Origin of the sequence: Candidatus Dedyshia acidiphila, assembly GCF_051025295.1 — a bacterium.
GTDB lineage: Bacteria > Acidobacteriota > Terriglobia > Terriglobales > Acidobacteriaceae > KBS-83.
In genome coordinates this window covers 12443-37480 of the sequence record NZ_JBMGJV010000013.1, presented here as the reverse complement: position 1 = coordinate 37480, position 25038 = coordinate 12443, and the positions used below count along the sequence as shown (strand labels likewise).

General features: G+C 62.5%; 22 protein-coding genes. 12 read left to right on the top strand and 10 right to left on the bottom strand.

Annotated elements, in window-relative coordinates; all coding sequences use genetic code 11:
• Nucleotides 1–149: 149 nt before the first annotated feature.
• Complete coding sequence (locus tag AC5IJH_RS07530; RefSeq protein WP_491902196.1) at nucleotides 150–1001, bottom strand: hypothetical protein; 852 nt, start codon at nucleotides 999–1001, stop codon at nucleotides 150–152.
• A gap of 261 nt (nucleotides 1002–1262) precedes the next feature.
• Here AC5IJH_RS07530 and AC5IJH_RS07525 point away from each other — a divergent pair, with 261 nt between their 5' ends.
• Nucleotides 1263–2507, top strand: coding sequence for a tetratricopeptide repeat protein (locus tag AC5IJH_RS07525; protein ID WP_491902195.1), 1245 nt, complete (start codon nucleotides 1263–1265; stop codon nucleotides 2505–2507).
• A 51-nt stretch (nucleotides 2508–2558) separates the two neighbouring features.
• The gene (locus AC5IJH_RS07520; RefSeq protein WP_491902194.1) at nucleotides 2559–3623 is read left to right on the top strand and encodes a hypothetical protein; all 1065 of its coding nucleotides are present in this window, start codon (nucleotides 2559–2561) and stop codon (nucleotides 3621–3623) included.
• A 79-nt stretch (nucleotides 3624–3702) separates the two neighbouring features.
• On the opposite strand, the gene AC5IJH_RS07515 is transcribed toward AC5IJH_RS07520, so the two are convergent.
• The 3 genes from AC5IJH_RS07515 to AC5IJH_RS07505 all read right to left on the bottom strand — a co-directional run bounded on the left by AC5IJH_RS07515 (nucleotide 3703) and on the right by AC5IJH_RS07505 (nucleotide 6680).
• Nucleotides 3703–5019: a VWA domain-containing protein gene (locus AC5IJH_RS07515; RefSeq protein ID WP_491902193.1), complete on the bottom strand. Its 1317-nt coding sequence runs from the start codon at nucleotides 5017–5019 to the stop codon at nucleotides 3703–3705.
• Nucleotides 5020–5075: 56 nt separating this feature from the next.
• Entirely contained in the window at nucleotides 5076–6050 is a 975-nt protein-coding gene (locus AC5IJH_RS07510) for a hypothetical protein (RefSeq protein WP_491902192.1), read from the bottom strand.
• A 504-nt stretch (nucleotides 6051–6554) separates the two neighbouring features.
• Nucleotides 6555–6680: a hypothetical protein gene (locus AC5IJH_RS07505; RefSeq protein WP_491902191.1), complete on the bottom strand. Its 126-nt coding sequence runs from the start codon at nucleotides 6678–6680 to the stop codon at nucleotides 6555–6557.
• A 79-nt stretch (nucleotides 6681–6759) separates the two neighbouring features.
• Here AC5IJH_RS07505 and AC5IJH_RS07500 point away from each other — a divergent pair, with 79 nt between their 5' ends.
• Nucleotides 6760–8691 (top strand): hypothetical protein, encoded by a 1932-nt coding sequence (locus tag AC5IJH_RS07500; RefSeq protein WP_491902190.1) that lies wholly within the window; start codon nucleotides 6760–6762, stop codon nucleotides 8689–8691.
• Nucleotides 8692–8698: 7 nt separating this feature from the next.
• On the opposite strand, the gene AC5IJH_RS07495 is transcribed toward AC5IJH_RS07500, so the two are convergent.
• Entirely contained in the window at nucleotides 8699–8998 is a 300-nt protein-coding gene (locus tag AC5IJH_RS07495) for a hypothetical protein (protein ID WP_491902189.1), read from the bottom strand.
• A 40-nt stretch (nucleotides 8999–9038) separates the two neighbouring features.
• Nucleotides 9039–9344: a hypothetical protein gene (locus tag AC5IJH_RS07490; RefSeq protein ID WP_491902188.1), complete on the bottom strand. Its 306-nt coding sequence runs from the start codon at nucleotides 9342–9344 to the stop codon at nucleotides 9039–9041.
• A gap of 287 nt (nucleotides 9345–9631) precedes the next feature.
• Between AC5IJH_RS07490 and AC5IJH_RS07485 the strand changes: the two genes are divergently transcribed.
• The 3 genes from AC5IJH_RS07485 (at nucleotide 9632) to AC5IJH_RS07475 (ending at nucleotide 11790) form a co-directional block, all read left to right on the top strand.
• Nucleotides 9632–10201: an RNA polymerase sigma factor gene (locus AC5IJH_RS07485; RefSeq protein ID WP_491902187.1), complete on the top strand. Its 570-nt coding sequence runs from the start codon at nucleotides 9632–9634 to the stop codon at nucleotides 10199–10201.
• Nucleotides 10202–10263: 62 nt separating this feature from the next.
• On the top strand, nucleotides 10264–10947 hold the full coding sequence (locus AC5IJH_RS07480) for an anti-sigma factor (RefSeq protein WP_491902186.1): 684 nt from the start codon (nucleotides 10264–10266) through the stop codon (nucleotides 10945–10947).
• 21 nt (nucleotides 10948–10968) lie between these two features.
• A complete protein-coding gene (locus tag AC5IJH_RS07475) occupies nucleotides 10969–11790 on the top strand; it encodes a choice-of-anchor P family protein (RefSeq protein ID WP_491902185.1) in 822 nt (273 codons plus the stop codon).
• Here the strand turns inward: AC5IJH_RS07475 and AC5IJH_RS07470 are convergent.
• Nucleotides 11787–11936 carry a hypothetical protein gene (locus AC5IJH_RS07470; RefSeq protein ID WP_491902184.1) on the bottom strand — a complete coding sequence of 50 codons (150 nt, stop codon included), beginning with the start codon at nucleotides 11934–11936 and terminating at the stop codon, nucleotides 11787–11789. The genes AC5IJH_RS07475 and AC5IJH_RS07470 overlap by 4 nt on opposite strands.
• On the opposite strand from AC5IJH_RS07470, the gene AC5IJH_RS07465 reads away from it, so the two are divergent.
• From AC5IJH_RS07465 to AC5IJH_RS07455, 3 genes are read left to right on the top strand one after another with little or no spacing between them, the layout of a single operon-like run.
• Nucleotides 11931–14276 carry a CHAT domain-containing protein gene (locus tag AC5IJH_RS07465; RefSeq protein WP_491902183.1) on the top strand — a complete coding sequence of 782 codons (2346 nt, stop codon included), beginning with the start codon at nucleotides 11931–11933 and terminating at the stop codon, nucleotides 14274–14276. The two genes, AC5IJH_RS07470 and AC5IJH_RS07465, sit on opposite strands and share 6 nt — an antisense overlap.
• Before the next feature lie 42 nt (nucleotides 14277–14318).
• The gene (locus AC5IJH_RS07460; protein WP_491902182.1) at nucleotides 14319–15854 is read left to right on the top strand and encodes a hypothetical protein; all 1536 of its coding nucleotides are present in this window, start codon (nucleotides 14319–14321) and stop codon (nucleotides 15852–15854) included.
• 45 nt (nucleotides 15855–15899) lie between these two features.
• Complete coding sequence (locus tag AC5IJH_RS07455) at nucleotides 15900–17699, top strand: ABC transporter ATP-binding protein (RefSeq protein ID WP_491902181.1); 1800 nt, start codon at nucleotides 15900–15902, stop codon at nucleotides 17697–17699.
• Between the two features lies 1 nt (nucleotide 17700).
• On the opposite strand, the gene AC5IJH_RS07450 is transcribed toward AC5IJH_RS07455, so the two are convergent.
• Nucleotides 17701–18651 (bottom strand): hypothetical protein, encoded by a 951-nt coding sequence (locus tag AC5IJH_RS07450; protein WP_491902180.1) that lies wholly within the window; start codon nucleotides 18649–18651, stop codon nucleotides 17701–17703.
• 122 nt (nucleotides 18652–18773) lie between these two features.
• Between AC5IJH_RS07450 and AC5IJH_RS07445 the strand changes: the two genes are divergently transcribed.
• The 3 genes from AC5IJH_RS07445 to AC5IJH_RS07435 are packed head-to-tail and all read left to right on the top strand — an operon-like array spanning nucleotide 18774 to nucleotide 21278.
• A complete protein-coding gene (locus tag AC5IJH_RS07445; RefSeq protein ID WP_491902179.1) occupies nucleotides 18774–19862 on the top strand; it encodes a phospholipase D-like domain-containing protein in 1089 nt (362 codons plus the stop codon).
• Nucleotides 19813–20397, top strand: a complete 585-nt coding sequence (locus tag AC5IJH_RS07440; RefSeq protein ID WP_491902178.1) for a hypothetical protein — start codon at nucleotides 19813–19815, stop codon at nucleotides 20395–20397. Before AC5IJH_RS07445 ends, AC5IJH_RS07440 begins: the two co-directional genes overlap by 50 nt.
• A complete protein-coding gene (locus AC5IJH_RS07435) occupies nucleotides 20394–21278 on the top strand; it encodes a metallophosphoesterase (RefSeq protein WP_491902177.1) in 885 nt (294 codons plus the stop codon). The genes AC5IJH_RS07440 and AC5IJH_RS07435 overlap by 4 nt, the downstream gene beginning before the upstream one ends.
• Before the next feature lie 13 nt (nucleotides 21279–21291).
• Here the strand turns inward: AC5IJH_RS07435 and AC5IJH_RS07430 are convergent, their stop codons facing one another.
• Both AC5IJH_RS07430 and AC5IJH_RS07425 read right to left on the bottom strand, forming a co-directional pair.
• Nucleotides 21292–22560, bottom strand: coding sequence for a glycosyltransferase family 87 protein (locus AC5IJH_RS07430; protein WP_491902176.1), 1269 nt, complete (start codon nucleotides 22558–22560; stop codon nucleotides 21292–21294).
• An 879-nt stretch (nucleotides 22561–23439) separates the two neighbouring features.
• A complete protein-coding gene (locus AC5IJH_RS07425) occupies nucleotides 23440–25026 on the bottom strand; it encodes a hypothetical protein (RefSeq protein ID WP_491902175.1) in 1587 nt (528 codons plus the stop codon).
• Between the last annotated feature and the right edge of the window lie 12 nt (nucleotides 25027–25038).

The following is a 25038-nucleotide window of genomic DNA, read 5'->3' as shown; positions in this document are numbered from 1 at the left end:
GCGCGCCGCGTCACTCTCGCGGCGCGCTGTTGTGTTTCCGCACCGCAGAACGGTTCCTGGTAGCCGCGCAAACAGAACAGGCGAGTGCAGCCTGCACGCACTCGCCTGTTCTCTCATCGTGAATCGCAGCGCTATTCGAATCGCAGTGGCTATTCGATTGCTATGTCGCGGGCCTGGTAGCCACTGCCGTCGAACTCCGCTTTAACCCTCACGCGCTGGCCTTCATGCAACTGCTTGGCGATCGGGAAGCTTGCCGGGTCGAAGGTGATTTTGTAGCTCTGGTCGTCGGCTCCGTCTGCTACCACCAGCACTTTGCTGTGCAGGTCGAGGTGAGCCAGGTTTCCTTCGAAGGTAAGTGTCGAGCCGGGAAGAGCAAGGATCGCGATCTGGTCGGCAATGCCGCCGCCCTTGGTGTCCGAACGAAAGCTTGCGCGGATCAGCGCTCCCTTGACGAGATCGCTCGGTGTCGCGCTGGTCGCGCCGTTTGTGGCCGCTTGGCCTTCACGCATGACGTGCGCCTCGGCTGGAACAGACAGGCGTAGCGACTGCCGTGACAGCCCTTCTGTAATCGTGAGCTGCCGTGTACCGGCATCGAAGCTCACCACCTGTCCGCGTGCTTCACCTTCGGGCGCCTGCGTCAGCAGGTGGATGCTGCGCGCGAACACCGTGGTGCCGTCGAGCATGGTCTCGACCGAGGCGCGCAGGTTGGGTTTAAGATCCCGCAGATTCACCTTCGCTCCGTCGCGATAGATCTCGGTCCGCTCGTCGTAGAAGACCTTCATGGGCTTCGAGCCGTAGACGCGGAGCGTGAGCCGGTCGCTGATGGGGTCGACTGCGGCGATGGTGCCGCCAATCACGGTTGACTTGCCGGACGGAACAGCAAGAAGGTCATCCTGGCGCGTGTGTGTTCTGGCCGGCTTGGGCGGCTCAACGTGGGTGGCGGCAGAAGTCTGGGCAGGCGCAAGGCCGCCCAGCAGAGTAACGGTCAGCAATAGACCCATAGAAGAGAGGACTCCAGTCAGTGTGTGCCCGCAGAGAGATGCGGGACGGCGGTGGAAGGTTACCCTTGGTTCCGCACTTAGGGGGCTCCACAAAGGCCCGAGTCTGCATCCAAGCAGTATTCGTTTGAAGAAGCTGAGTAGGACAGCTCGCGCGAGCGGGCACTGAACCACTGCGAGAGGGTGTGACTGAGGATGGTAGCAGGGCGTACACGAAGGTTAGCGGTCGCAGCGGTTGTCGCTGGTTTCACCATGTTGGGAGGCGTGGCGCCATCACTCTGGGCGCGCGATCTTCGCTTCACCCTTCCGCGGCGCAGCGAGCTCACGATGGTGCAGCGGCTCAACCGTGAGGGCGTGGACGCGGTACGCCACCAGCAGTATGAGAAGGCCGAGGCGCTCTTCCTCAAGGCTTACCTCTACGACCCGGCTGATCCGTTCACGCTCAACAACCTGGGCTACATCGCCGAGTTGCAGGGACAGCTCGACCGCGCACTCAAGTTCTATCAACTCGCATCGGAGCAGGGCAGCACCGCCATTATCGATCGCGCGAACATGAAGCAGCTTGAAGGCAAGCCGATCGAATATGCGGTCAGCAACCTCAAGGATGCGCCGATGCGCGTGAACCACATGAACGTGGAGGCGATCCATCTGCTCTCGGATGGGCGCGCCACCGAGGCCACACTGCTGCTTCAGAAGGCGCTCGCTCTCGATCCGAAGAATCCGTTCACGCTCAACAATCTCGGCGTTGCGAAGGAGACCACTGGCGATTATGACGGCGCGCTGCAGAGCTACCAGGCGGCCGCCGCGTCGCACTCCGCCGAGCCCATCGTCGTCACGCTCGATCGCTCCTGGCGCGGCAAGCCGGTGGATCAAATGGCTGCGCAGAGTGCGCAGAAGCTGGAAAAGCGCCTGCGCAGCGCCACGACGCCCGAGGCCCAGGCAGCACTGCTGAATGTGAAGGGTGTGTCGGCAACGAACCGTAATGACTGGAGCGAGGCGCGGCAGGATTTCCTGAAGGCCTACTCGCTCGATCCGCAGAGCGCCTTCGCTCTGAACAATCTCGGCTATGTCGCTGAGCGCGATGGCGACACGGAGACTGCGCATTTCTTCTACCGCAAGGCCCAGAGCGCGGAGAATGCTAACGCGCGCGTTGGTCTCGCAAGCCGCCCGGATGCGGAGGGCAAGCACCTGCTCGCCGTGGCTGGCGACAGCGATGACCTGGTGGGGCGCGAGATCGACCGCGTGCGCGAGCAGCGCCAGTCTGGCGTCGAGCCGAGCCCCGAAGACATTCAGTTGAAGCATCGTGACGGCACGCCGGTGGATGCGAATGCTCCTGCGGCTGATCGCTCACCCGACCTCAAGCCGCCTGCGCCCGAGTCGCTCGAATTGAAGCACCGCGACGAGACCGCTCCACCTGCCGAGCCACCGGCCTCGACACCCAATCCGCCGCCGCCGAGCATGCCTGTGCCGCCGGCCTCCACGCCTCAAGCTCCCCCACACTCCAGGTAAGGAACTCCACTCGTGCCCCAGACTGCTCAACCATTTCCCACCCGTGACTCCATGGTTCTTCTTTCGCGCCTCCTCTTTCCCCCGGTGGTCGGCACGGCCGCATTGGCGGATCTTGAGGCGACGGTCACCCGCCTCACGCGCGAGCAGTTCGATGACCTGGCCACGCTGGCTGATCTGAATCACGTCATCATCCGCGGGCTGGAGGTCTTCGAGACGATGGCGCGCGGCGCGGGAGACTCGACACGCGCCGCCTGGGCTGCCGAGGCGATCGCCCGCGAGCAGGCGCGCACGCAGAATGCAGTACCCCACCTGCACGGCATCTGCCGCGGCTTCGCTGAGGCCGGGTATGAGGTGACGGTCATCAAGTCGCTCGACCACTGGCCCGATCTCGGCAGCGATCTCGACCTGTACACCAGTGCGACGCCCCAGCAGGTGCTTACGCTGATGCAAAGCAAGTTTGGCGCAGAGATCTCCGAGCGCAGCTGGGGCGATCGCCTCGCGCGCAAGTGGAACTTCGTCATTCCCGGCCTGCCGGAGGCGGTCGAGATTCACGTCGGCCGTCTGGGTCAGACGGGCGAGCAGACCCGCATTGCCGCCGGCATCGGCAAGCGCTCACGCGCCGTGACGATTGACGGACACGAGTTCCGGGTCCCCGCCGTCTCCGATCGCCTGCTCATCTCGACTCTGCAGCGCATGTACCGGCACTTCTACTTCCGCCTGTGCGACATCGTGGATTCCGGTGAGCTGATCGAGACCGGCGCGATCAACTATGACGACTTGTACCAGGCGGCGAGTGCAGCGGGCATCTGGGAGGGTACGGCGACCTATCTCGTGATCGTGTCTGACTACGTGAAGCAGTACCGCGGCGTGGGGCTGGACCTTCCACAATCCGTGCTCACGGCTGCACGATTCGGCGGCGCAGAGGCTTACTACGCGCGCGGCTTCCTGCGGGTGCCGATCCTGCCGCAGTCTGCCGCCCTCTATAGCACCCAGCTGAGCGGGCTGATTCGGCAGGGCGATCTGAACAACAGCGCGCGGCTCGGCCTGCTGCCCTGGCTGGCAACGGCCGCGTTCGTCGGCATGAAGGTCACTGGCAGCGACAAAGGCATCTGGTAACGCGCCAGATACATAAACAACAAGGGGGACGAGATTGAATTCTCGTCCCCTTATTGCGTTTCGATTCTTGTTTCCAGATCTACGGATGTGGAGACGGCTGCGGTGTGGGCTGCTTTGCCGCCGAGGGCTGCGCGGCTGCAGGGGCTGGTGGTTGATTCGCAGCGGCTGGCTGTGCTGCTGCCGGATCCTGCGGCGTCGCGGCTTGCGCAGTCTGCGATGCCTGTAACTGCTTCGGGTAGTAGCCCTTGCGGGTGCGGACGACCAGACGGCTGTGTTTGCCCTGCACGGCTTCGACATGCACCGTACGATAGCCGCCCAGGCTGGCTGATTTGGTCGAGTGGTAGCCGAGCGTGTACTGGTTGCGAATGTCGCGTGCCACCTGCGCCGCAATGTCATCCACCTGATCGAGCGACTTGGGGAAGTACGCGACACCGCCCGTCTCGAGCGCAAGGGTTTCGAGATCGTGACGCGCGCGCGCCTCCTCCTCCTTAGTCAGGTCTTCGTAGAGCAGGCCGATTGTGTATACCACCGGGCCTTCGAGCCTCTGCACGCGATGGACTGCCTGCACCAGGTTCAGCCGGGAGGCGTTGTCGCCGCCGTCCGTAATGATAAGCAACACCTGCTTCTGCTGCTTGGCATGTCGCGCCATTTCGTTTGCCGATGCAACGACAGCGTCATACATGGCCGTGCCGCCGCGCGAGTCGATGTGCGACAGCCCGCGCTCCAACTGCCCGATGTCGGACGTGAACTCCTGGTCGATGTAGGCCTGGTCCGAAAAGTTCACAACGAAGGCAGAGTCGGCCGGATTGGACGCACGCACCAGGTGCAGTGCCGCATCGTTGATCGCGGATCGCTTGTCGCGCATCGATCCCGAGTTGTCGACCAGGATGCCAAGCGAGACGGGCACATCGTGGTGCTGGAACGAACTGATGCTCTGTGGCGCGCCGTCCTCATAGATCTTGAAGTCGGTGCGATCGAGGTTAGTCACCAGCCGGCCCTTGTCGTCGATCACCGTGCAGTTCAGCAGCACCTCATCGACGTCCGCGCGCAGCACGAATCCCTGCGCCTGCTTCTGGCCGCCGGCCTTGTCGCCGGAGCCCCTTTCGATCTGCACCGCTTCTGGAGCGGCCTGCTTCACGTCCGGATCGAGCGAGAGGATCGGGTCGGTATCGACTGCGAGGTTGGGCTGGGTCTGGGGCTTGGTGAGGTCGCGCTGCGGCATGGCCGCAGGACTCGAGGTGGTGGTCGCAGCAGCACCCGGCGCAGCCGGAGCCGGTGTGTTGGCCTGTGCATGGGCTGTCCCAACTGCCCCGGGAGCAATAGCAAACGCGAGGAGAAGCAGAGAGGCAAGAGCGCGGCGCGTTCGGTCAGAGCCGCGCTTGTTTGATTCCGGCATGGAGTGAGTCGAGTGCATAGGAAGCAGTGTCAGTAGCAAATACGTGCGCCGCATGATTATGACTGCGTCGCGATGTCAGGCATCGCGAGTTCGAGAGAGAAGGGCGGCTGATTGGGTGCATGCGCAAAGACCCAGAGTCCGTGGAACGCGTTCTTCCACTCCGGGTGCAGCGCCAGCAGTGACTTCATCAACGCCACCGTGTGAGCGCGGGCAGCCACGGGGTTGCTGACGTCTGCCGCGTCGTAGTTCACCACCAGGTCATAGCCGCCAAGGCTGCTGTCCGTGTGAATGTTGGTGATGGACACAGGAGTACCGTCCACCTGCACGGTCATGGGCTGACTGCCTGGCAGGCCCGGCGGTGTTGCGGTCGTCTGCTCCTGCACCAGCTTGTCGAAGTGATTGCTGTCGACGAAGTCGGCAGGCAACAGCAGGTAGATGGCCGTCTGGTAGTAGAAGAACGCTGTCCAGGGCTGACCCGCCTTGGTGTAGTCGCGCGCCTTCTCCCAGTACCACAGACCATCGTGGCCAGCGGCCAGCAGCGGTCGCGGGAAGAAACCCGCGAGCTGCCAGTTGGACGCGCCCGCGGTGCCGCTCTCTTCAAGCAGCATGGATAGACGCTGCGGCTTCGGCACCCCGGTGGCTTCGACGATCACAAAGGCGAAGTGACCGGCGGGCAGCCGTGGAATGTTGAAGATCACATGCGGTCCGTTGGCTGCCTCGCCGCAGAAGAACTGCGCCGTGTCATCGGTCGCCTGCAGATCCTTGCCGTCCAGGTCAAAGACTGAGGTCACGTTCAGGGTCGCGCCCTTCAGGTCCGGAGCGAGCGACTGGATGGTGGCCGCGAGCCGGTCGAAGTGTGCCGCCACGCTGGGAATGGTGGCTGCCTGCACCGCATTCGCATCGCCGGCCTGCGTCTTGGTGGCTAGTGAACGCGCTGCAGCGACCAGTGCCGTCCGCTGCGGCTCCTTCATCTCGGCCTGCGTGGTGCACGTCACGGCGAGCGCCCGCGGCGCGAGGGCAAGAAGCGTCACGGCAACACTGGCCAGCGCAGCCAGGCGCGACACTCTTGCGGGCGAAGAATGCGAAAAACGAGGGCAGAAGCGCAGCATGAAAACGAAAGTCACTCCAGTTCAGCAAAGTCCGCGGGCTCCAGCCTCAGCGGCAAGGGACACCTTAGCTCCGCCACTTAGAGAGCAGGGACGGCCTCCGGGGTTGTGTCCCCGGCCAGCTTTGTCGCATAACGCCCCGGTGGATCCGCCATACGATCCTGGCGAACCCGCTTTGTCCTGCCACTGAGGTGCCAGAGGCCGGTTCGCGGCTCATTTCTCTAACAGGCCGAGACAGAGTCCTCACTCAAGTGCCACCTAAGTAACTCGTCTCGATGCGAGGGCGCTAATAGCAGCAGCCTCTCTGCTGCAGCTCTACGCCGAGTTACACCGACATCGTCAAGATACCGTTCCAGCCATCTTGCGCGACCGAAGTGGAATGCCATTTCGGAACTCCGCACATTACAAAAAGACTACCGGATCAGCCCCTCAGTAGCGCGTTAGACGCTCGAGGTTCGTCTCCTGTAGCGCTTTCTCCTCAGTCCAGGTCTTGCGGTAGTGCGCGTGATCGCGCTCTATGTTCGCCCATTCCTCTGCGAACTGAGGACAGCGCATGCGCTCCTTCCACCGGACTCTCGCCGCATCACTCCTGAGCGCCACACTCGCGCTCTCAATGTCGGGCTGCGGACTTGTCATGAACGCAGCCAAGACCACTGGCGAGACCAACGTCAGCACCACCAGCACGACTGCTTCAGTCGCGATTGCGGTGAGCGGGCCCGCCAGCGTTACCCTCGGTACTCGTCAGCAGTACGCTGCAACCGTGACCGGCAGCAGTGACACGCAGGTCGCCTGGAGCGTCAACGGAGTCAGAGGCGGCTCGGCCGCTGCGGGCACCATCGATGAAGCCGGCGTCTATGTAGCGCCCGAGGCTGCACCGGGCGCAAGCACCGTCGCAATCACCGCCACGAGCCACGCTGACAGCAGTACGTCGCAGAGCATCGCTGTCGGCCTGGTAGCGCCGGCTGCCCCTCCCATAGCCGCGCCAGTGGTCGCGCTGACTCTCTCGGGTCCGACCAGCGTGACGCTGGGCACCAGCTCGCAATATGCCGCCAACGTAACTGGCACATCCGAGACGACGGTTCAGTGGAGCGTGAACGGCATCCCTGGCGGCAGTCCCGATGTGGGCACCATCGGCAGCGATGGCCTCTACGTTGCGCCAGTGAGCACGGCACAGCCCGGGGAGATCCGGATCACCGCGACCAGCATCGCCGATGCGACCAAGGCGCAGACGCTCGCTGTTGCCCTGATCACGCCAGTGGTCGCGCCCGCACCAGTGCAGGCCCCTGTTCCACCGCCCGTGACCGTCACCCTCACCGGATCGACATCGGTTCTGCTTGGCGCCACAGCCAAGTACACGGCTGTGGTCTCCGGCAGCTCGAATCCTGGTCTGATCTGGACGGTGAACGGCAATCAGGGTGGCACAGCAGCTTACGGCACCATCACGAGCGCAGGGGTCTACACCGCGCCCAAGACGCTGCCCCAGCCGGGCACGGTGCAGATCGGTGCAACCAGCGTTGCCGATTCCTCGAAGTCCCAGAGTCTCGCGGTCGTGCTCGTTCCTCCAGCGCCAGCCCCACCAGCCGCCCCGGTGCCCGTTCCGGTCACGATCAGTCTCACTGGGCCAGCCAGCGTTACCTTGGGCAAGACGGCCCAGTACAGTGCCACCGTGGGCGGTTCGACCAACAAAAGTGTGGTGTGGAGTGTGAACGGGGTCCAGGGTGGCACGCTGGCGGATGGCGCGATCTCCGGGTCTGGCCTCTATACGCCGCCGCCAACTCTGCCCAGCCCGTCGACAATCACGGTGACCGCCACCAGTGCGGCTGACTCTAGCGCGAGCAAAACGCTGCCGGTCGCGCTGGTGGCGCCGCCTCCGGTCACGCCGGTCGCACCGTCCCGCATTCCCGCGAACGCCGTCTCCTCCGGCGCTCTCGATGCTTCACCGAATTGGCAGTGGAATCACGACCCTGGGACCCCGGGCAGTTCGCAGGGTTCTACCGTCTATCCCATCACCGGTCTTTCGCCCGACGGCGCAGCGCGGCAATACGCGATGAATTACTCCGGATACGGGGGGGAGATCTATCACCTGTCCTTCGCAAACGACACCGTTTCCACGCATTTCATCTACGACGCGTATGTCTACGTCGCCGATCCGGCGCAACTTGGCAACTTAGAAATGGATATGAACCAGGTGTTGGCCGACGGCAGGACGGTCATCTTCGGCACCCAGTGCTCAAGCTATTCAAAGACCTGGGAGTACACAGAGGTCGCGAACGGCGGCACGCACTGGTACGCGTCTAACATCCCCTGCAATCCGCAGAAGTGGGCGGCGAACACCTGGCGCCATATCCAGATCGCCAGCCACCGTGATGCCGCCGGTAACGTGACCTACGACTGGGTCGGCGTGGACGGCGTCTACACCGACTTTCAGAATGCGACGGGGAACTCCGCGCTGAGCCTCGGCTGGGCGCACGGTGTCCTGCTCCTGAACTTCCAGATCGACGGCGCGCTGAAGACCAGCGGTGCGGAGACGATCTACACCGACAAGCTGCAGATCTATCGCTGGTAGACGAGTATCAGAGCGAATCGCTCCGCGTGGGTCTCGGACCGGTTTCGGAGGGTGTGAACAGGGCGGGATCGCGCATAGTCTGGGTGGTCGCAGCCATGTCCGCATAGGGAAGGAACGGCTTGCGCCGCAGCAGCTGCCGCACCTCCTCGTCCGTGACCATGACCCGCTCTCGCGGTGCACGCTGGAATTCGCGGCGCTCCGCCCCAGTGGGACGGAAACGCATGAGCCGGTCGATGCAGGGAACCCACCCAATCAGCAGACCGATGCAGGCGGCAGTCACAAGAAGAGCGATCATCGATTCGGACATAACCCGGGCCCCCTTCGCCCACAGAGACAGCGGTAAGTGCTCAGATCAGGATGTTCAGTAGGTTGCACGAGCCGGTCTCAAGCAATTGGCTGGTGAGATCCCGAAACACGATCTCTGGCAGGCCGAGTTGTTCGACCGCATTCAGCAACTGGTCGAGCGTGCGATACACCCGCAGTTCGCGCGCCCGACTGGTGGTGCTTACCTCGACCACATAGCGCCGTTCCTGGAAATGCGGGCTGCGCACCGGCACGATGCGAAGCGAGCACAGCGTCATGCGTGCCGGCGGGGTGGCGGCAGGAACCACAGGTGTTTTGCCAGCATTCCGTTCTGTTGCGGAGATTTCCATACCCAACCGTCCCAGGGAGATGTTCCAGTGACTGCAGCGTTCCGGTGGATCGCGAGCCGGTGCGTCAGGCGTCATAAACAACCTGCCTTGCGCATCGAGGCCCTCGAACTTTGCGTGTTCTGTGCATGTAGTGATCCAGCCGCTGATTTCGTTTCAGGCAAAGTTTTTCTGGTGAGGAGTAGCGCCGTCCCGGCATGGCATTGCCCGTCACCGAATGCCTCCCGGCCAGCAAACAGCCACGTGTAGACTTGTCGCACTTTCCGCAAAGGGCTCAGGACAGGGGTCACTTGGATTTCCAGACGTTTGATCACGCTTACGTCGAGAGACTCCGCTCGGGAGACGAAGAGACCGAGGCACATTTCTTCCGGTACTTCCGCGAACTCATCCGGCTCAAGCTGCGCTCCCGCTTCCATTCGAGCGAGGCCATCGATGATGTCTGCCAGGAGACCTTTGCCCGTTGCCTGACGCTGCTGCGCAGTGATGGCGGTCTACGGCAGCCAGATCGCCTCGGCGCGGTCGTGAACTCGATCTGCAACAACGTGGTGTCGGAGCAGTACCGCAAGGCAGATCGCATCGAGCCGCTTGACGAGCATGCCCCGGAACGCTTTGTGGAGCCGCGACCGGACGCGCTTACCCAGGTCATCACCGCGGAAACGGTGCAGGTGGTGCGTGAGGTGCTGGCCGGACTGCCCAACCGGGACCGTCGCGTCCTCCAGGCAATGTTTCTGCAGGAGCGCGAGAAGGACGAGGTCTGCCGGGAACTCGGCGTGAGCCGCGATTACATTCGGGTCCTGCTGCACCGCGCCAAGCAATCGTTCCGGGACCAATACAACAAACGCGAAGCAGTGCGCCGTTGACGGCTGTAACACAGCGGAAACGAAACCGCTCGTGCTGACACTATCCACGTAAGGGAGCAGGAATGACGCACGACGAGGCGATCCGCGAGATGGCGGTTGAGAGATATCTCCTCGAGGAGATGACAGAGGAGACGCGGACTGCTTTTGAAGAGCACTACTTCGAGTGCACCCTTTGTGCTGAGGATCTGGCAGCCGGCCGCATGCTTCTCGACGCCGGCAGGCGCGTGGTCCAGGAACCGGCTGCCGCGCCCAGCCCGTCCTGGCGCAACCGGCGGTTCGGGCCCTGGGTGGTCGTTCCTGCCCTGGCCGCTGCCCTCCTCGTGATGCTGTACCAGAGCACGGTTCTGCTGCCCCACCTGCATCGGCAGGTCGCGCAGCTGGACTCGCCCGAGTTGCTGAACACGCTCGTGCTCGCAAATGCGAACGCGCGCGGCGACGGTGTTCCCGCGATTGTCGCTCCGGGCGCAGGCTCGATCGTGCTGGCCGTCGACATCCCTGCCCGAGAGGGCACGGCGATCTATCTCTGTTCACTGCTTGGGCCAACAGGAGCGGCCGAGTGGACGATCCCGGTGCCGACCACGCGTGTCGAGAACACGGTCTCGCTGCGTGTGCCGGTGGACAAGGTGCACGCAGGGCTGAACACGCTGGTGGTTCGCGCGCAATCGGCAGCAGGTGGGCCGGAGACAGAGGTAGCGCGGTACCCCTTCCAGATCACGATCCAGAGTGACAGGGCTACGCACTACTAGATCTTAGTCCGGGGAGCAGCAATGAAGACCACGAAACAGCGCGTGTTCCACTACCACGCGGACGCCAACGCCATCGGCGGCACACTGAAGCAGCCCTACCAGCAGATGATCACAGCGCCGACCTCGGTTTCGCTCTCGGGGGCGGGCGGCTACAGCACTGCCCGCACTGCCGGATTCGGCATCGACCACATCGTCTCGACGACGACGTCCTACACACATGTGGCGGGCACAGATGAGACCGGGGCCGGTCCCTGGACCACGCTGGTCACGGCCGTAGTCGAAGGCCTGAACATCATGGAAGTGGTCACGGCCGATCGGATCGTTGCGCAACTCTCGGCCAGGCATCCGCAGGAGGGCTACGTCCCCACTGTCGCGATCACCGGATCGCAGTTCGTTAACCTGCGCGTGAACGGTGTTCCGGTTGAGGCCGAGGTGAACCTCGACGTGCTGAATGTGCAGCAGGAACCCGGGAAGCCTGCGATATGCTTGTCGCGCCACCCCGAAATGCTGCGCAGAGCAGCAGATCACTGCAACAGGATGACCAACGCCCCCGGTGCGCCGGACTGGCTAGCGTATCGCTATGGGTGGCTCGCTTCCGGTCAGGTATCCGAGGAACGGGGATATCTGCTTTGCTCTCTGGTGAACCAGGTCACCGTGCAAAAGCCCAACATGAGCTTTGGCCACGTGGTGCACGTGCCCGACTTCGGCGACCTCATTCTTGGGGAGCTGATCTTCGATCAGGGCACGTACCGCCTGACGATGCTGCGAGCCGAGATGGGCTGCATCGGCGATGGAACGATCACCGTAAGCACGGCACACACCAATGGGCTTGGAGCTCCCTAGCGCTCTGCCTGCTGCTTGCCGGGGCTGGTTGTCGCCGTATACCAGCTCCCGAAGAGCAGTATCAGGAGCTGCGGATTCTGTTCCTTACCGGAAATCTTGCGGCTGCCCAGTCCGAGGCCGAGCGCGCGCAGGCGGCCTTTGTGCACAGGCAGCCAGCGTGGGCCGCGCGCTTCCGCCTGGAACAGGCGCGGGTCTCTCTCTACCGCGGCAAGCCGGCAGATGCGGTCGCCCTGCTCACGGGCTGGACCTATGGCAGTCTGCCAGACCAGATCGAGGCGCAGCGCTTGATTCTTCTGTCCAGCAGCTATGCGCTGCAGGAGAAGACTGCGGAAGCGACTCGGAGCGTGGCCGCCGCCCAGGCCATCTGCGATCGCAATCGCGCTGATTCGATGCCTAACGTGCGTGCGGATCTCCTGCAGGCGAGGGGGTCGATCGCGTTCGAGACGGAGCACTTGAACGATGCGCAAAAGTTCTTCGCCAGTGGCCTTGAAGCAGCGCGCGAAGCCAAGGATCCGTTCCTCGCGATGCGTGCCGAGGTGAATCTTTCGAAGGTCGCGCTCGAACAGGAGCACTTCGAAGATGCGCTTGAGCACTCAGACGCGGCCTCTGCACTGGCCCGATCGATGGGTGCCCGGCAATTCCTGGAGAAGTCGCTTGGCAACAGCGGCTGGGCAGCGTACCAGATCGGCGATGTGGAGCAGGCACGAGTCAAGACCGAGCAGGCGGCCGAGGAAGCCGCGCGGATCGGGTCCCCCATCGACGAGGTTCAGTTGCTGAACAATCTGGGGATGTGCGAGCACAGCCTCGGAAACCTGGATCGGGCGCGGTCGTTCTACAACCGCGCACTGGCGCTCGCCAGGAGCCTCCAGAACAACGAGCGTATCGGCGATCTCGATGTGGCGCTCGCCTCGCTGCTTCTTGAGTCAGGCGATCTCAATGCGGCTGCGGCTCCCATCGCCGAGGCCGCCCAACTTGCCTCAGTGCGCGGCAACACCTTCGATTCCATGGTGGCCTCCTTGCTGCACGCGCAATGGCTGGCGGCCCGCGGGGATCCCCGGTCAGCGACCAAGCTGCTGCTCGCCATCGACCACGATGCCACCCAGTGGCCGTCGCTGCGCTCGCAGGCAGAGCACAGCCTGGCGCAGGTTTCGCAGCAGGCAAACGACCCCGACGCGGCTCGCCTGTGGTACCGGCGGGCGATCGCCACCTACCTTGCCGAGCGTGCATCGCTCCACAGCGATGACACGCGGTTACCGTTCTTCACGACGGGACGCGATCTGTACCTCGACTACGTACAGTCGCTGATCGCGGCGCATCGCGACGGCGAGGCACTGAATGTGCTCGACCAGGGACGTGCCGAGACGTTGCGGGAAGGACTCCGCATGGCGGCGGGGAAACAGGCCACACCTGCCATTGACCCCCGCGTCCTCGCGCGTCGCCTGCACAGCACGCTGCTTGTCTATGCGCTCGGTTCGCAGCACTCCTGGTTATGGGCCGTGGACGGCGGCCACCTGCAGCTTTACACGCTCCCCGCCCGGGCAGAGATAGTCTCTCTGCTGGAGCGGCACAGACGCGGCATCCTTGCCGCGCATGACCTCGCAGGGGAGCAGGACACGACCGCTCGCGCGCTTTATGACACGCTGGTTGCGCCCGCGCGTCGCATGCTGCCGCACGGCGCCCGCGTGGCGGTCCTTACCGACGAGGCGCTCTCCGGGCTCAACTTCGAGACGCTGTTGACGCAGGATCAGCCCACCCATTATTGGATCGAGGACGTCACGCTGACACAGGCCGCCTCGCTCGATCTGCTGAGCCGGGCCGCGTCGGCTGACAAAGCCGCCGATACAAAGCAGCTGTTGCTGATCGGCAATCCGGTGTACACCGCGGCAACCTTGTCGCCCTTGCCGAATGCGCCCGAAGAGGTCCGTGACGTAGCCGCGCACTTCGAGCCAGCGGCTCGATTGCTGCTCACCGGCGCACAGGCCACGCCGGCTGCTTACGCTGGTGCCGCACCGTCGCAATACAGGTACATCCATTTCGTTGCACATGCGGTTGCAAATGAATCCACGCCGCTCGAATCGGCCGTGATCCTTTCGCCTCCTGCCGGGCCGCAGGTTGGCGGCAGTGCGGAGAGGCTGGATGCGCGCGCGATCCTGAACCGCCCCATCCACGCACAACTGGTGACGCTCTCGGCCTGCCAGGGCTCCGGCGTGCGCAGCTATGCCGGTGAGGGATTGGTGGGATTGTCCTGGGCGTTCCTTCGTGCTGGTGCAAGCAACGTGATCGGCGCGTTGTGGGATGTCAGCGACGTCTCCACGCCTCAGCTTATGGGCAGCCTCTACGATCAACTGCAGCAGGGAGAGCCACCGGACGCGGCTCTGCGCGCGGCGAAGCTCAAAATGCTGCACTCGCGCGGCGTCTTTCGTAAACCGCTCTATTGGGGCGCGTTTCAGCTGTACTCCGGCGGAGGCGCGACCACACGGCCTTGATCGCTCCGGCAGCGCCGCTTCGCGCGTACACTGGCTAGCGCCATGGACACGATCACTCGCCGCTCCTTTCTCGCCACTGCCGCTCTGTCACTTGCCGCAACCCAACTTCCGGCCGAGACCGAGCAGGTCTCGCTCAGACTGCCAGCGCCTGGCAACGGACCGCATATGCCGGCAGACTTCATCGGCCTGTCGTACGAAGTACAGCAACTGACGGATCCTTCGTTTTTCTCAGCGCAGAACACCGGGTTGATCGAGCAGTGCCGTGCCCTGGCTACGAATGGCGTGCTGCGGCTGGGCGGCAACACCAGCGAGTTCGCCTGGTGGCAGGCGACACCCGCCACGCCAGAGCCTGAACACCCGAAGACGCGTGAGGTCGAAGGTGAGCCCCAGGCCAAGTACTACGCGGTTACACCAGAGGCCGTCCGCAACCTCGCCGCGTTCCTCGAAGCCGCCGGCTGGACCTGCCTGTATGGCATCGGTATGGGCACGAATACACCGGAGCGTGCGGCCGACGAGGCCGTGTTCGTCGCGAAGACGCTGGGCTCGCGCCTGCAATACTTCCAGATCGGCAACGAGGTTGACCTGTTCTCACGCCACCTGCGTGATCCGAAGACATGGTCGCCGAAAACGTACCTGGAGGAGTGGCTTGGCATTGCACGGGCGATCGCCGCTCGCGTACCTGACGCGAAGTTCGGCATCCCGGATGTTGCGGCGCAGGTGGACTGGCTTCCGCAGATTGCGGATCTCTGGCCTTCGATCAAGAATCCGCCGCACCTCACCACGCTGTCGCACCACTACTACTTCGGTGGCCCGGCGACGAACCCGGAGGTGAGCATCCCCAACCTGCTCAAACCAGAGACCATGGCCAAGGTGCAACGGACGGCCGATACGGCGACCGGCGCCGCCCGCCGCATGGGCGTGCGGGTGCGGATGACAGAGGGCAACACCTGCTATCGCGGGGGCAAGCCTGGCGTGTCCGACGTATTCGCCGCCGCGCTGTGGGCCGCCGACTACGCGCTTCTGCTGGCGAGCAACAACTACTCTGGCGTGAACCTGCACGGGGGAACGGGCAAGTCCGTCGCAAATTCTGTCGGAGGCTCGTTGCCCGGTGATGCGCTGCTCGCGCAGGAGGGCAAGACCCCAGCGGAGATCGCCACGCATCCTCACCCCTTCTACACACCGATCGCGACCTTTGGCTCGGAGTACACGCTCGAGCCGGTCGCCTACGGACTGAAGTTTGCCGGCCTGCTCAGCGATGCCACTCTCTACCAGGACACGCTCACCTCGCAGCTCCAGGCTGGCGGCGTGGACGCAACCGGCTATGCCGGCCGGCTGCCCAGTGGCGCGACGCGCATCGTGCTGCTCAACAAGGACGCCACGCGCGACCTAGATCTTCGCCTGAAGGTTGCGAATGGGAGCGCGCCAGCCGAGGTGCAGGCACTGCGCGCGCCCGGCCTGGACAGCCGCAGCGCCGAGATAACGACAATTGCAAACCCGGGGCGAATGGAGGGTGGTGAGTACCGGCTTACGCTGCCGCGGGCGAGTGGGCTGTGCCTGACGTTTGGTCCTGCGAGATAGCGCCGATTCCGTCCGCCGCTACTCGTAAGCCGGCATCCAAGGATCGTGCAATCTGCCGCTCAAAAACGGCTGACGCTCCGTCGTCTTCTCGCGCCGCATAAGGCTGCGCTCTCGCTCGGCCTGCTCGCCGTGATTGGCGAAGGTGCCGCGAACCTGCTTGAGCCCTGGCCGATCAAGCTCGTCCTCGACCAGGTGCTTCGATCGAAGAACGCCACCATCTGGCCCCCCGCGCTCGCACACCTGGTTGCGGGCTCGGGCAAGATGTCGATCCTATACATCGCCTGCGCCGCAGTGCTCGTCATCGCAGTGTTCGATGCGATCTGCACCTATGGCGAGAAGTACCTGACGACCAGTGTCGGCCAGTGGATCGCACATGACCTGCGCCGCACGCTCTATGCGCACATCCAGCGCATGTCGCTTGCCTTTTACACCGAGGTGCGGACCGGCGATCTGATCAGCCGCATCACCGACGACATCGATTCGGTGCAGACCTTCATCACCTCCGGCCTGCTGAGCAGCCTCGTCGACGCCATCACGTTGTGCGGCATGGTCGCCGTGATGCTTTACCTGAACTGGCGCTTCACCCTGATCGCGCTCACGGTCGCGCCCGTGCTGTTCCTGATTGTCTTCAGCTATACGCGCAGCATCAAGAAGGCCTCGCGCGCTGTACGCAAGAAGGAAGGTGAAGTCGTCTCCGTGCTTGAAGAGGCGATCACCTCCGTGCGCATCGTGAAGGCCTTTGCACGCGAAGAGCACGAAGTGCGCCGGCTGGAGGCGCGTAGCGAAGAGACGGTGGAGGTCGCCCTCAGCGCACGCGCACTGAAGGCGAAGCTGCAGCCCATGGTGCAGGTGATCGTGGCCATCGGCACGGCCATGGTGCTCTGGTTCGGAGCGCGACTGGTGCTGCAGGGCAGTCTCACCACCGGTTCGCTGATCGTGTTCCTAGCCTACCTCGGCAAGATGTACAAGCCGATGCAGGACCTTTCGAAGATGACAGACTCCTACTCGAAAGCGGCAGTCGGCTACGAGCGCATCAACGAGGTGCTGCAGGCGAGAAATGAAGTTGTGGATCTACGCGGAGCGCGACGGGCCCCAGCATTCCAGGGGCGCATCGAGCTCGAGCAGGTCTCGTTCCAGTATGAAGATCAACAGGCCGTGCTGAAAGATGTCTCGCTTGAGATCCAGCCGGGCACCATGGTTGCGCTCGTCGGCCCGACTGGCGCGGGTAAAACGACAATCGTCAACCTGATCTCGCGCTTCTACGATCCGACAGACGGTGTCGTGAAGATCGACGGCACGGACATTCGCCGCTTCACGCAGGCTTCCCTGCGCGGCCAGATCAGCTGGGTGCTCCAGGATTGCATCCTGTTTCACTCAACAGTTGCCGAGAACATCGCCTACGGAAAGCCAAATGCGACGCGGGCCGAGGTGGTGCGCGCTGCGGAGCTGGCCAATGCCAGCGAGTTTATCGACCAGATGCCGGATGGCTATGACACGCAGATCGGCGAGCGCGGCATGACACTCTCCGGTGGTCAGCGGCAGCGGTTGGCGATCGCGCGCGCGATCATTCGCAATTCGCCCATCCTCATCCTCGACGAGCCGACGTCCGGTCTCGATGCACTTTCAGAGAAGCTGGTCTTCGAGGCGATCGAGCGGCTGATCAAGGGTAAGACCTGCATCGTGATCGCGCATCGCCTCGCAACCGTTCGCCGCGCGGACCAGATTCTCGTCGTGCAGGATGGAGGCATCGTTGAGCGCGGTACACACGATCAGTTAATGCAACTGGGTGGTGTGTACGCGGCGCTCAGCGAATCACAATTCCCGGCGGAGATGACGACCGCCTGACTTACAGGTCCCGAAGCAGGGCGATGCGCGTCTTGATCGTCTCGACCAGCGCGGCAGTCTCCTCGGGGTTATAGCCGGCAGACTCGAATGCCTGGTGCATTTGCTGATCAGACAGCTGGCCCAGCAGGGAAGCGATCCACCGCACGTCCTCCCGCGGAATGTGTTTGCCGACCCAGCGCAGGCGATAGAACTGCCAGTAGCGCCACGGCTTCACGATATTCAACGCGTACAGCAGCGGAGGATGCTGCGCGATGTTGAAATCGACATAGCTGTCGGTCTTTTTCGTGATGAACTTGGCGCGCTGGAAGTCCTGCGGATTGTCCTTCGACATGTCGCTGGTCCAGCTCCGGCCCGGCTTGCCGAAGGTCGCCCCCAGGTCGCCCACCAGATACACGTCGGTATCCTTCTTCGGCTCAGGTCGGATGGTGTTGTTCTCGTCCTTCAGATCCCAGTTGTTCACCAGACACATCATCACTCGCAGCCCATTCAGCTCGCGTGTGCCAGTGAACGGATTTTTGCGCCAATGCCAGTGATCAGTGCGCTTCTCGCCCTTCGCCTCAAGCTCCAGACGCGCTCCGCTAACCTCGGTGCCGTGCTGAAACTGCCTGCCGCGCTTGAGCTCGGGCAGCCCGTCCACATCGAGCCTCGGCAAGTAATAGTCCTCGTCAGTGAAGTAGCCGACGGACCAGAGCAGGCGCGTCGCCGCTGTCTCGCTCCGTGCCTCTGTGCCAAGCTTCACCTTCCACTTGCGTCCCTGTTCGTCGCGCGCGTCGAACTTCGGACTGTTGCCGTGACGATCTTCCTTCGTGAACTGCACGCGGCCTGCCGGCGCATCGGCTTCACCGCCTATCCCATAGGTCAGGTTGCGAGTGGCAACATAGCTGGGCGCTTGCCACAGCACGCTCTTCGGCTGCTGTTGTGCAAATAGGGGGAGAACGGAAAACAATGCCATGAACGGCAGCTTGAACATGAACGCGTTAGATGTAAGTTCCCGAAAGCAAGCACCTGAAAAACTCAAGGCAGCATCTCATTCCCGTTGTTCAGGCCAGTCTCAACCCATTATCGAGTGAATGCATGAAACTGCTCGTCCAGCCCGGTGCAGGCGTTGGGCCCATCCTCAAGGGGATCCAGAAGGCGAAAAAGTCGATCGAGATCGCCATCTTTCGCTTCGACCGCAAAGAGGTGGAGAAGGCGCTGGCCGAGGCGGTGGAACGTGGCGTGTTCGTGCACGCGCTCATCGCCTTCACGAATCGTGGTGGGGAAGATCACCTGCGCGAGCTCGAGATGCGCTTTCTTGAACGTGGCATCACGGTGGCCCGCACTGCGGACGACCTGGTCCGCTATCACGGCAAGATGATGATTGTGGATCACAAGGATTTGTACCTGCTGGGCTTCAACTGGACGCACCTGGATATCGAGCGTAGCCGCAGCTTCGGCATCATCACGCGCAATCGCGCGCTGGTGAAGGAAGCAATTCGCCTCTTCGAGGCAGACACCAAGCGGCAGAACTACAAGAGCGAACTGGAGGACCTGGTCGTCAGCCCGGTGAATGCACGCGACGTACTGGCGGCCTTCATCGCCGGAGCGAAAAGCGAACTGCTGATCTACGACCTGAAGGTTTCGGACCGGCAGATGCTTCGTCTCTTGCAGCAGCGTCAGGCGGATGGCGTGCGTGTCCGCATCCTGGGAGGTGTAGCGCGACGTTCAAAGGGACTTGAAGTGCGCAAGTTCGAACGCATGCGCCTGCACACACGCACGATCTTGCGCGATGGACAGCAGGCCTTCGTTGGCAGCCAAAGCCTGCGTCAATTGGAACTGGATGCCCGCCGCGAAGTAGGCATCATCGCGCGCGACCGAAGCGTGGTGTCGGAGATGATTCGCATCTTTGAAGAGGATTGGAAGGTGGCTGAGGCAGAGTTTCCCACGGCAGCGCTTGCAGTCGAGCTTCCCGCGAAAACCAAAAAGAAGATTGTGAAGGCGGTCGAACCTGCGCTCGATAAAGTGGTAAGCAAGTTGGCGAAGGCGAACCCGGAAAAGATCGATCCCGAACTCGTGCAGAACGAAGCCAAGTCGATCGTGAAAAAGGCCGTCAAAGAAGTCATCCAGGAGTCGCTTGAGCAACTCGTCGCGCCGCAGGAAGAAGAGCGGGTTGCGAAGCCTTAGCGGATTGGCAGTCGCGCTGTTCGCATGGCTTGCTGTCGCTGGCCAGTCGTCGCCGCTGCAACACTTCGAGGAGAACGTGACGCACTACCTGAGCGTGACTCACGATCTGCGTGATCGCATCCAGCCGAGCCGCTCTGTTCACCAGATTCACGAGCAGAGGCTGCAACTCGCGAATGGCATACGCAGTGCGCGCACTGGCGCCAAGCAGGGCCAGATATTCACGCCTGATGTCGCCGCCATGTTTACACAGTTGATGGCCACCACACTCGACGGGCCGCAGGGCAAGCGCATCCGCACCAGCCTGCGGCACGCAGAACCTGTTGCGGACATCGCGCTCACCATCGATGCGAAGTATCCCGACAATGTGCCCCTGCAGTCCACGCCACCGAGCCTCCTGCTGAACCTCCCGCGACTGCCTCGAGGTATGGAGTATCGGATTGTCGGCAGCAGCCTGGTGCTGCGCGATGAGGATGCCGATACTGTGATCGACTATCTCCCGGGTGCGTTGAGCTCCGGCAGCGGGAGTCCGCGTTGAGCGTATGTCGGCGTCGTGGCCTCCTCCTGCTGCTTGCATTGGCCTTGGGCAGCGCTGCCGCTGGCTCCGGCGACGCTCCGCCGCAGGTTCGCCTGCCGCTCGAGCCGGGGTCGGTGCGCTTTGCCGTCATTGGCGACACCGGGACGGGAGAGCCACCCGAATACAAGGTCGCCGCTCAGATGGAGCGTTATCGTGCACGGGTGGGTTACAGATTCGTGCTCATGCTCGGCGACAACATCTACGGTGGCGACAAGCAGAAGGATTTCGCGGTCAAGTTTGAGAAGCCCTACGCGACGCTGCTCAACGCGGGGGTGGCTTTCTACGCCACGCTGGGCAATCACGACAACCCAACCGTCGAGCGCGTCTACCAGCCCTTCCACATGGGCGACAGCCGCTACTACACCTTCATCCAGGATGACGTGCAGTTCTTCGCGCTGGACAGCAACTACATGGACCCAGCGCAACTGACGTGGCTGGAGCAGCAGCTGCATGACTCCAAGGCGCGATGGAAGGTCTGCTTCTTCCATCACCCGCTGTTCAACAGCGGCAAGATGCATGGCCCGGACCTGGACCTGCGATCGCACCTGATGCCGCTGTTCGTCCAGTACAAGGTCAATGTCGTCTTCTCCGGCCACGAGCACATGTACGAGCGCCTGAAGCCGCAGCAGGGCATTCACTTCTTCATCTGCGGCAACTCAGGGAAGCTTGAAAAGCACGACCTGAGGCCCTCGCCCGATGAGGATGCTGCAGTCGACACGCAGCGTGATTTCATTCTCGTTGAGATCCGGCACGACTCACTGTCGTTTGAGACAGTCTCTGAAACAGGTGAGCCGCTCGATGCGGGCTCTTTTCCGCGCGAGCTTGAAGCTTCGGCCCGCTGACGGACTGCCAGCGCTAAGGAGTGTTGTGGATGTCAGCCGATGCCGGTGCGCGCATCGTCCTGACAAACATTGCCAGATAGAAAAGTGCGCAAACCGAGACGACCAGCGGTGATGTGCGAAGCAGGAACACCGTCGACCAGTGCCCCAGGGTTTCCTGGTGAAGGTGGAGATGGTCGCGAATGAAGCTCGGGTGCGAGCAGCCAATGAGCATCAGAGACACCGCCGCCGCAACCCACCCTGCAGCGCCACCCTCGAGCAGGAGAAGCGCGCACGCGGGGAACGTTAGCAGCAGCAGCCTGACGTCGTAATGTCGGTGGTAGACCGGCAGGAGAGACAGGCAAGCAATGGTGGCGACCCCGAGCAAATCTTTCTTTCGGGAGGGCTGAGCACGCACGGCAACAAACGCCCACACCAGCAGCAGACTCCCTACCAGCGCCCACGCGATCAGGTTGTATTGCACACGATTGCTGTCAAACACGGCGATGACGGATTGCAGATCCGTCACGAGTAGCGAGTTATAGCTAGTCGGTCCGGGATCGTTGATCGCGCCGGGAACGGAACTGCCCGCGATATTGGCCGCGAGGTGTTGCGGCCAATGGGCGGCTGCAGGTATCACGGAGATCCAGAGGACACCGGGCACGCAGAGCAGGGCAGCCGTGCCGAGAATCTGGAGAGCGCGGCGACGAGCGACGCCGCCGGCGAACAGAAAGTAGAGAGAGACAAGACCGCCGAGTTGAGGCTTCAATGCGAGGCTGAGCGCGAAGCAGACCACACCCAGGAGGGGTCGCCGGTCCTTGAGCAGGCACCACACGCCAATCGTGCATAGGCTGATTGCCAGCGCGGAGGGCTGGGCCGTGCTGAGCAGCAGTGTGCTTGTCGCGACAAACAGGCCAAGCAGTACGAGCGAGAGCGCGTTGCCGTTCTCCAGGCACAGATGTGCAACCAGCGACGCTGCTGTCACGAAGGCCGCACCATTCAGGAGCATCCACAGCAGCAGCGATACCTGGAAGGGTAGCGATGCGAAGGGCAGCATCCAGAAGAGTGTTGAGGGGGGATAGAGAGCCTGGTACCGGGCGAACGCGCTCAGGTCGGCTCCGGCAGAGCGATCACCCTGGCCGCGGCCGTATTCGTTCACCAGGGCAGGGGAGTCGTAAGGATCACACCGGTCCAACAGGCACTTCGAACTGCTGTAGACGGTTTTGAAATCGACACCCCGCAACAGCGTCTCGTGAAAATGGCGCAGAGGCACGAACAGGAAGATGAGGCATCCGACTGTAAACACAAACAGACTGAATCGGGATCGCCCCGCGGTTTTGATTTCTGGTGTCTGCATGGTCAATTCAGAATCCAACTGCCTTTCAAACGCTCCGGCTGTCTCCTTCAGACAAGCGGTTCTGTAGAAGGGTTTACCAAGGCTCTGGTGCAGTGCGGATGATTTCATCCCTCCAGATGTCTGGATGCAGGAAGATCGAGAACTGGTCAGCGCAGATGTCCGCCTACGCGCTCAAGGAGTTTGTGGATTCGGCGCGCCCGCCGAGAACTATTGTGTGGTGCCGGAACGTAGTCGAACCTCTACGACCTGCATCGGGCGGATTTGCGCCCTAACCCCAATATGCGTCGAAATCCGAATTCGTTTACATCAGCGTTGCGAGCCAGTCCGTTCGATCGCGTGTCGTTATTGCGGGCGCCGTCTTCGTATGATGCCGCACTTCTTTAACGCTCATGCTATAGGCGCCTGGCTTCCTTCTGGAAGGATTCGGAGGAGAACCTTCTCTTGGCGGGTGGCGTCGCGTGTCCATCAGCTTCGCCTCGCGATGTTATTCCGTTCGCAGCGCACGCATCGGTTCTACTGCTGCCGCTCGGTGGGCTGGCAGCAGACACGCGATCGCACCTATCGCAAGCAGCAGACCGACGGCGCCCGCACTCGGCAGCCGATCATACGGGCTAACCTCGAAGAGCAGACTCCTCACCACTCGCCCTGATCCGAACGCCACGACAATGCCCGCGACGGCCCCAATCGCAACTGACAACAATCCGTCGCGATCCAGCCATGGCTTTGCGCGCCGAGTGATCTAGCCCGCTTTGCTTTCTCTACGCTATTTTGAAATCCGACCAAGGCTTCAGCGGGGCGAAGGCACCACGGCGTGCCGCCACTCAACAGCTAACTCAGGTTCAGCAACTGGAACTCACCTTCATAGCCTTCCATCTCTTCTTCCTGCTCCATTGGTGCTCTGCGGGTCAGGCGGAACGCGGCATGCAGAGTGATGGTTCCAGCGAGAAGCGGCAGCAGCAGCCATAGATTGTGTTCCATTCGCATTTGCCACCAGACGACGAAGAACACGGCCGGCGTCAGGATACCGACATAGAGCGTCAGAAGCGGCACGAAGTTGGAGCGGCCGGGCAGTCGCGGCTCGATCAGCGGAACTCGTCTCGACAGGAAGAACGCGTCGTTTGAAAGAATGCCTAGGCACACACCAGACACAATCTGAACAGTGAGAGCAGGCTTCGTCCAGCCAACGCCTGCCAACGTGAACAGATACAAGCTCCAGACGAGTGACGAGATGGCCAGTGCCCATGTCCAGCCCGCGTTCACCAGGTCGCGTGAGTCGGCGCCAGAGACTCTGAACACCCATCTGGCCGGCAGAGTCGTCGGAAACGAGAAGGCCGTGCAGATACCAGCAGTCGCCCAGAAGATCAGCAGTGGCACGACCGCATGCTTGCCGAAGGTAGACACCACTGGGGCAACGCTCGTGCGAGATGTCTTGAGGACAAAGGCGCAGGCAGTCGCGAGGGATAAGCCAGCGCCTCCGTACATCGCCAGGTAAATCTGGTACCGAGCGCTCCTGCGGATCGTCTGTCCGATGAAGTGGAACATCGCTCTCTCTGCTGGTCGCCTGATCGTGAGATGAATGAGACGTTGTGGAAGAGGAGAGGACTGCCTTGGCCGGCTCGTGACTCCTTCGACTGACATCTTGTGCATACGCGTCCACGCCATCGGGTACAGAAGGATGACGAGAATAAGGCTTGCGGCCGTTGCAAGGCATGCGATGGCGCTCAAGGATGGGACGGATGCCAGGACTGAATTCCCGTAGAGAACCCGGTCGTAGACGGCGAGGAACCACAGCGTAGGCACCCACGCAGCCATGCTTGACCCGGAGGTGAGCAGCACATCAATGGACTCTCCGTAGCGGGCGTACTGGATGACAAGCAGAGCTAAACCGGTTGTGAGTAGCGCTTGAAGAGCTGGCGTCGCGAGACGGAAGAGTCTGTCTGAAAGCAACAGACGGAGGACACCAACGATGGCAAGGACAGCACAGGAAGAGAACACCCCGGCCATCGCGACCGCGATTGAGTGTGCAAGCAGTTGCCGAGGTAGCGGAGCACGGCAGATGGCGGAGTAGATGAGCGCACCGAAGGCGTTTGTCGCAAACAGAAACAGCGACAGGAAGCAAATAAGTGCAGAGGCTTTGGACGCGAGCAGTTGTCCCCGCTGCAGCGGGAGAGGTGTGAGCACCAGGAGGTCGATCCTATCCGGAAACAGCATCTCCCATTGGAAGATCACGACCGCTGCCATGACGACGAACGATTCCAGCACGAAGAAGTACTGGTCCTCCATTCGTCCCAGAAGACTCCGCCCCGGAGACACCGAATACAGGGTCTGCAGGAAGAACGCCACGAGCAGACCCGGAGCGATCACTACCGCGAGCGCTCGAGCAATCGTAGTGGTCGTGTCTCCATCGATGTGCAAGGTGTCATTGTC

Excerpts from the sequence above, each read along its gene's own strand:
- AC5IJH_RS07530 (WP_491902196.1), bottom strand. The coding sequence starts at position 1,001 with ATGGGTCTATTGCTGACCGTTACTCTGCTGGGCGGCCTTGCGCCTGCC.
- AC5IJH_RS07520 (WP_491902194.1), top strand. The coding sequence starts at position 2,559 with ATGGTTCTTCTTTCGCGCCTCCTCTTTCCCCCGGTGGTCGGCACGGCC.
- AC5IJH_RS07515 (WP_491902193.1), bottom strand. The coding sequence starts at position 5,019 with ATGCCGGAATCAAACAAGCGCGGCTCTGACCGAACGCGCCGCGCTCTT.
- AC5IJH_RS07505 (WP_491902191.1), bottom strand. The coding sequence starts at position 6,680 with ATGCGCTGTCCTCAGTTCGCAGAGGAATGGGCGAACATAGAGCGCGAT.
- AC5IJH_RS07500 (WP_491902190.1), top strand. The coding sequence starts at position 6,760 with ATGAACGCAGCCAAGACCACTGGCGAGACCAACGTCAGCACCACCAGC.
- AC5IJH_RS07495 (WP_491902189.1), bottom strand. The coding sequence starts at position 8,998 with ATGTCCGAATCGATGATCGCTCTTCTTGTGACTGCCGCCTGCATCGGT.
- AC5IJH_RS07490 (WP_491902188.1), bottom strand. The coding sequence starts at position 9,344 with ATGGAAATCTCCGCAACAGAACGGAATGCTGGCAAAACACCTGTGGTT.
- AC5IJH_RS07480 (WP_491902186.1), top strand. The coding sequence starts at position 10,264 with ATGACGCACGACGAGGCGATCCGCGAGATGGCGGTTGAGAGATATCTC.
- AC5IJH_RS07475 (WP_491902185.1), top strand. The coding sequence starts at position 10,969 with ATGAAGACCACGAAACAGCGCGTGTTCCACTACCACGCGGACGCCAAC.
- AC5IJH_RS07460 (WP_491902182.1), top strand. The coding sequence starts at position 14,319 with ATGGACACGATCACTCGCCGCTCCTTTCTCGCCACTGCCGCTCTGTCA.
- AC5IJH_RS07450 (WP_491902180.1), bottom strand. The coding sequence starts at position 18,651 with ATGGCATTGTTTTCCGTTCTCCCCCTATTTGCACAACAGCAGCCGAAG.
- AC5IJH_RS07445 (WP_491902179.1), top strand. The coding sequence starts at position 18,774 with ATGAAACTGCTCGTCCAGCCCGGTGCAGGCGTTGGGCCCATCCTCAAG.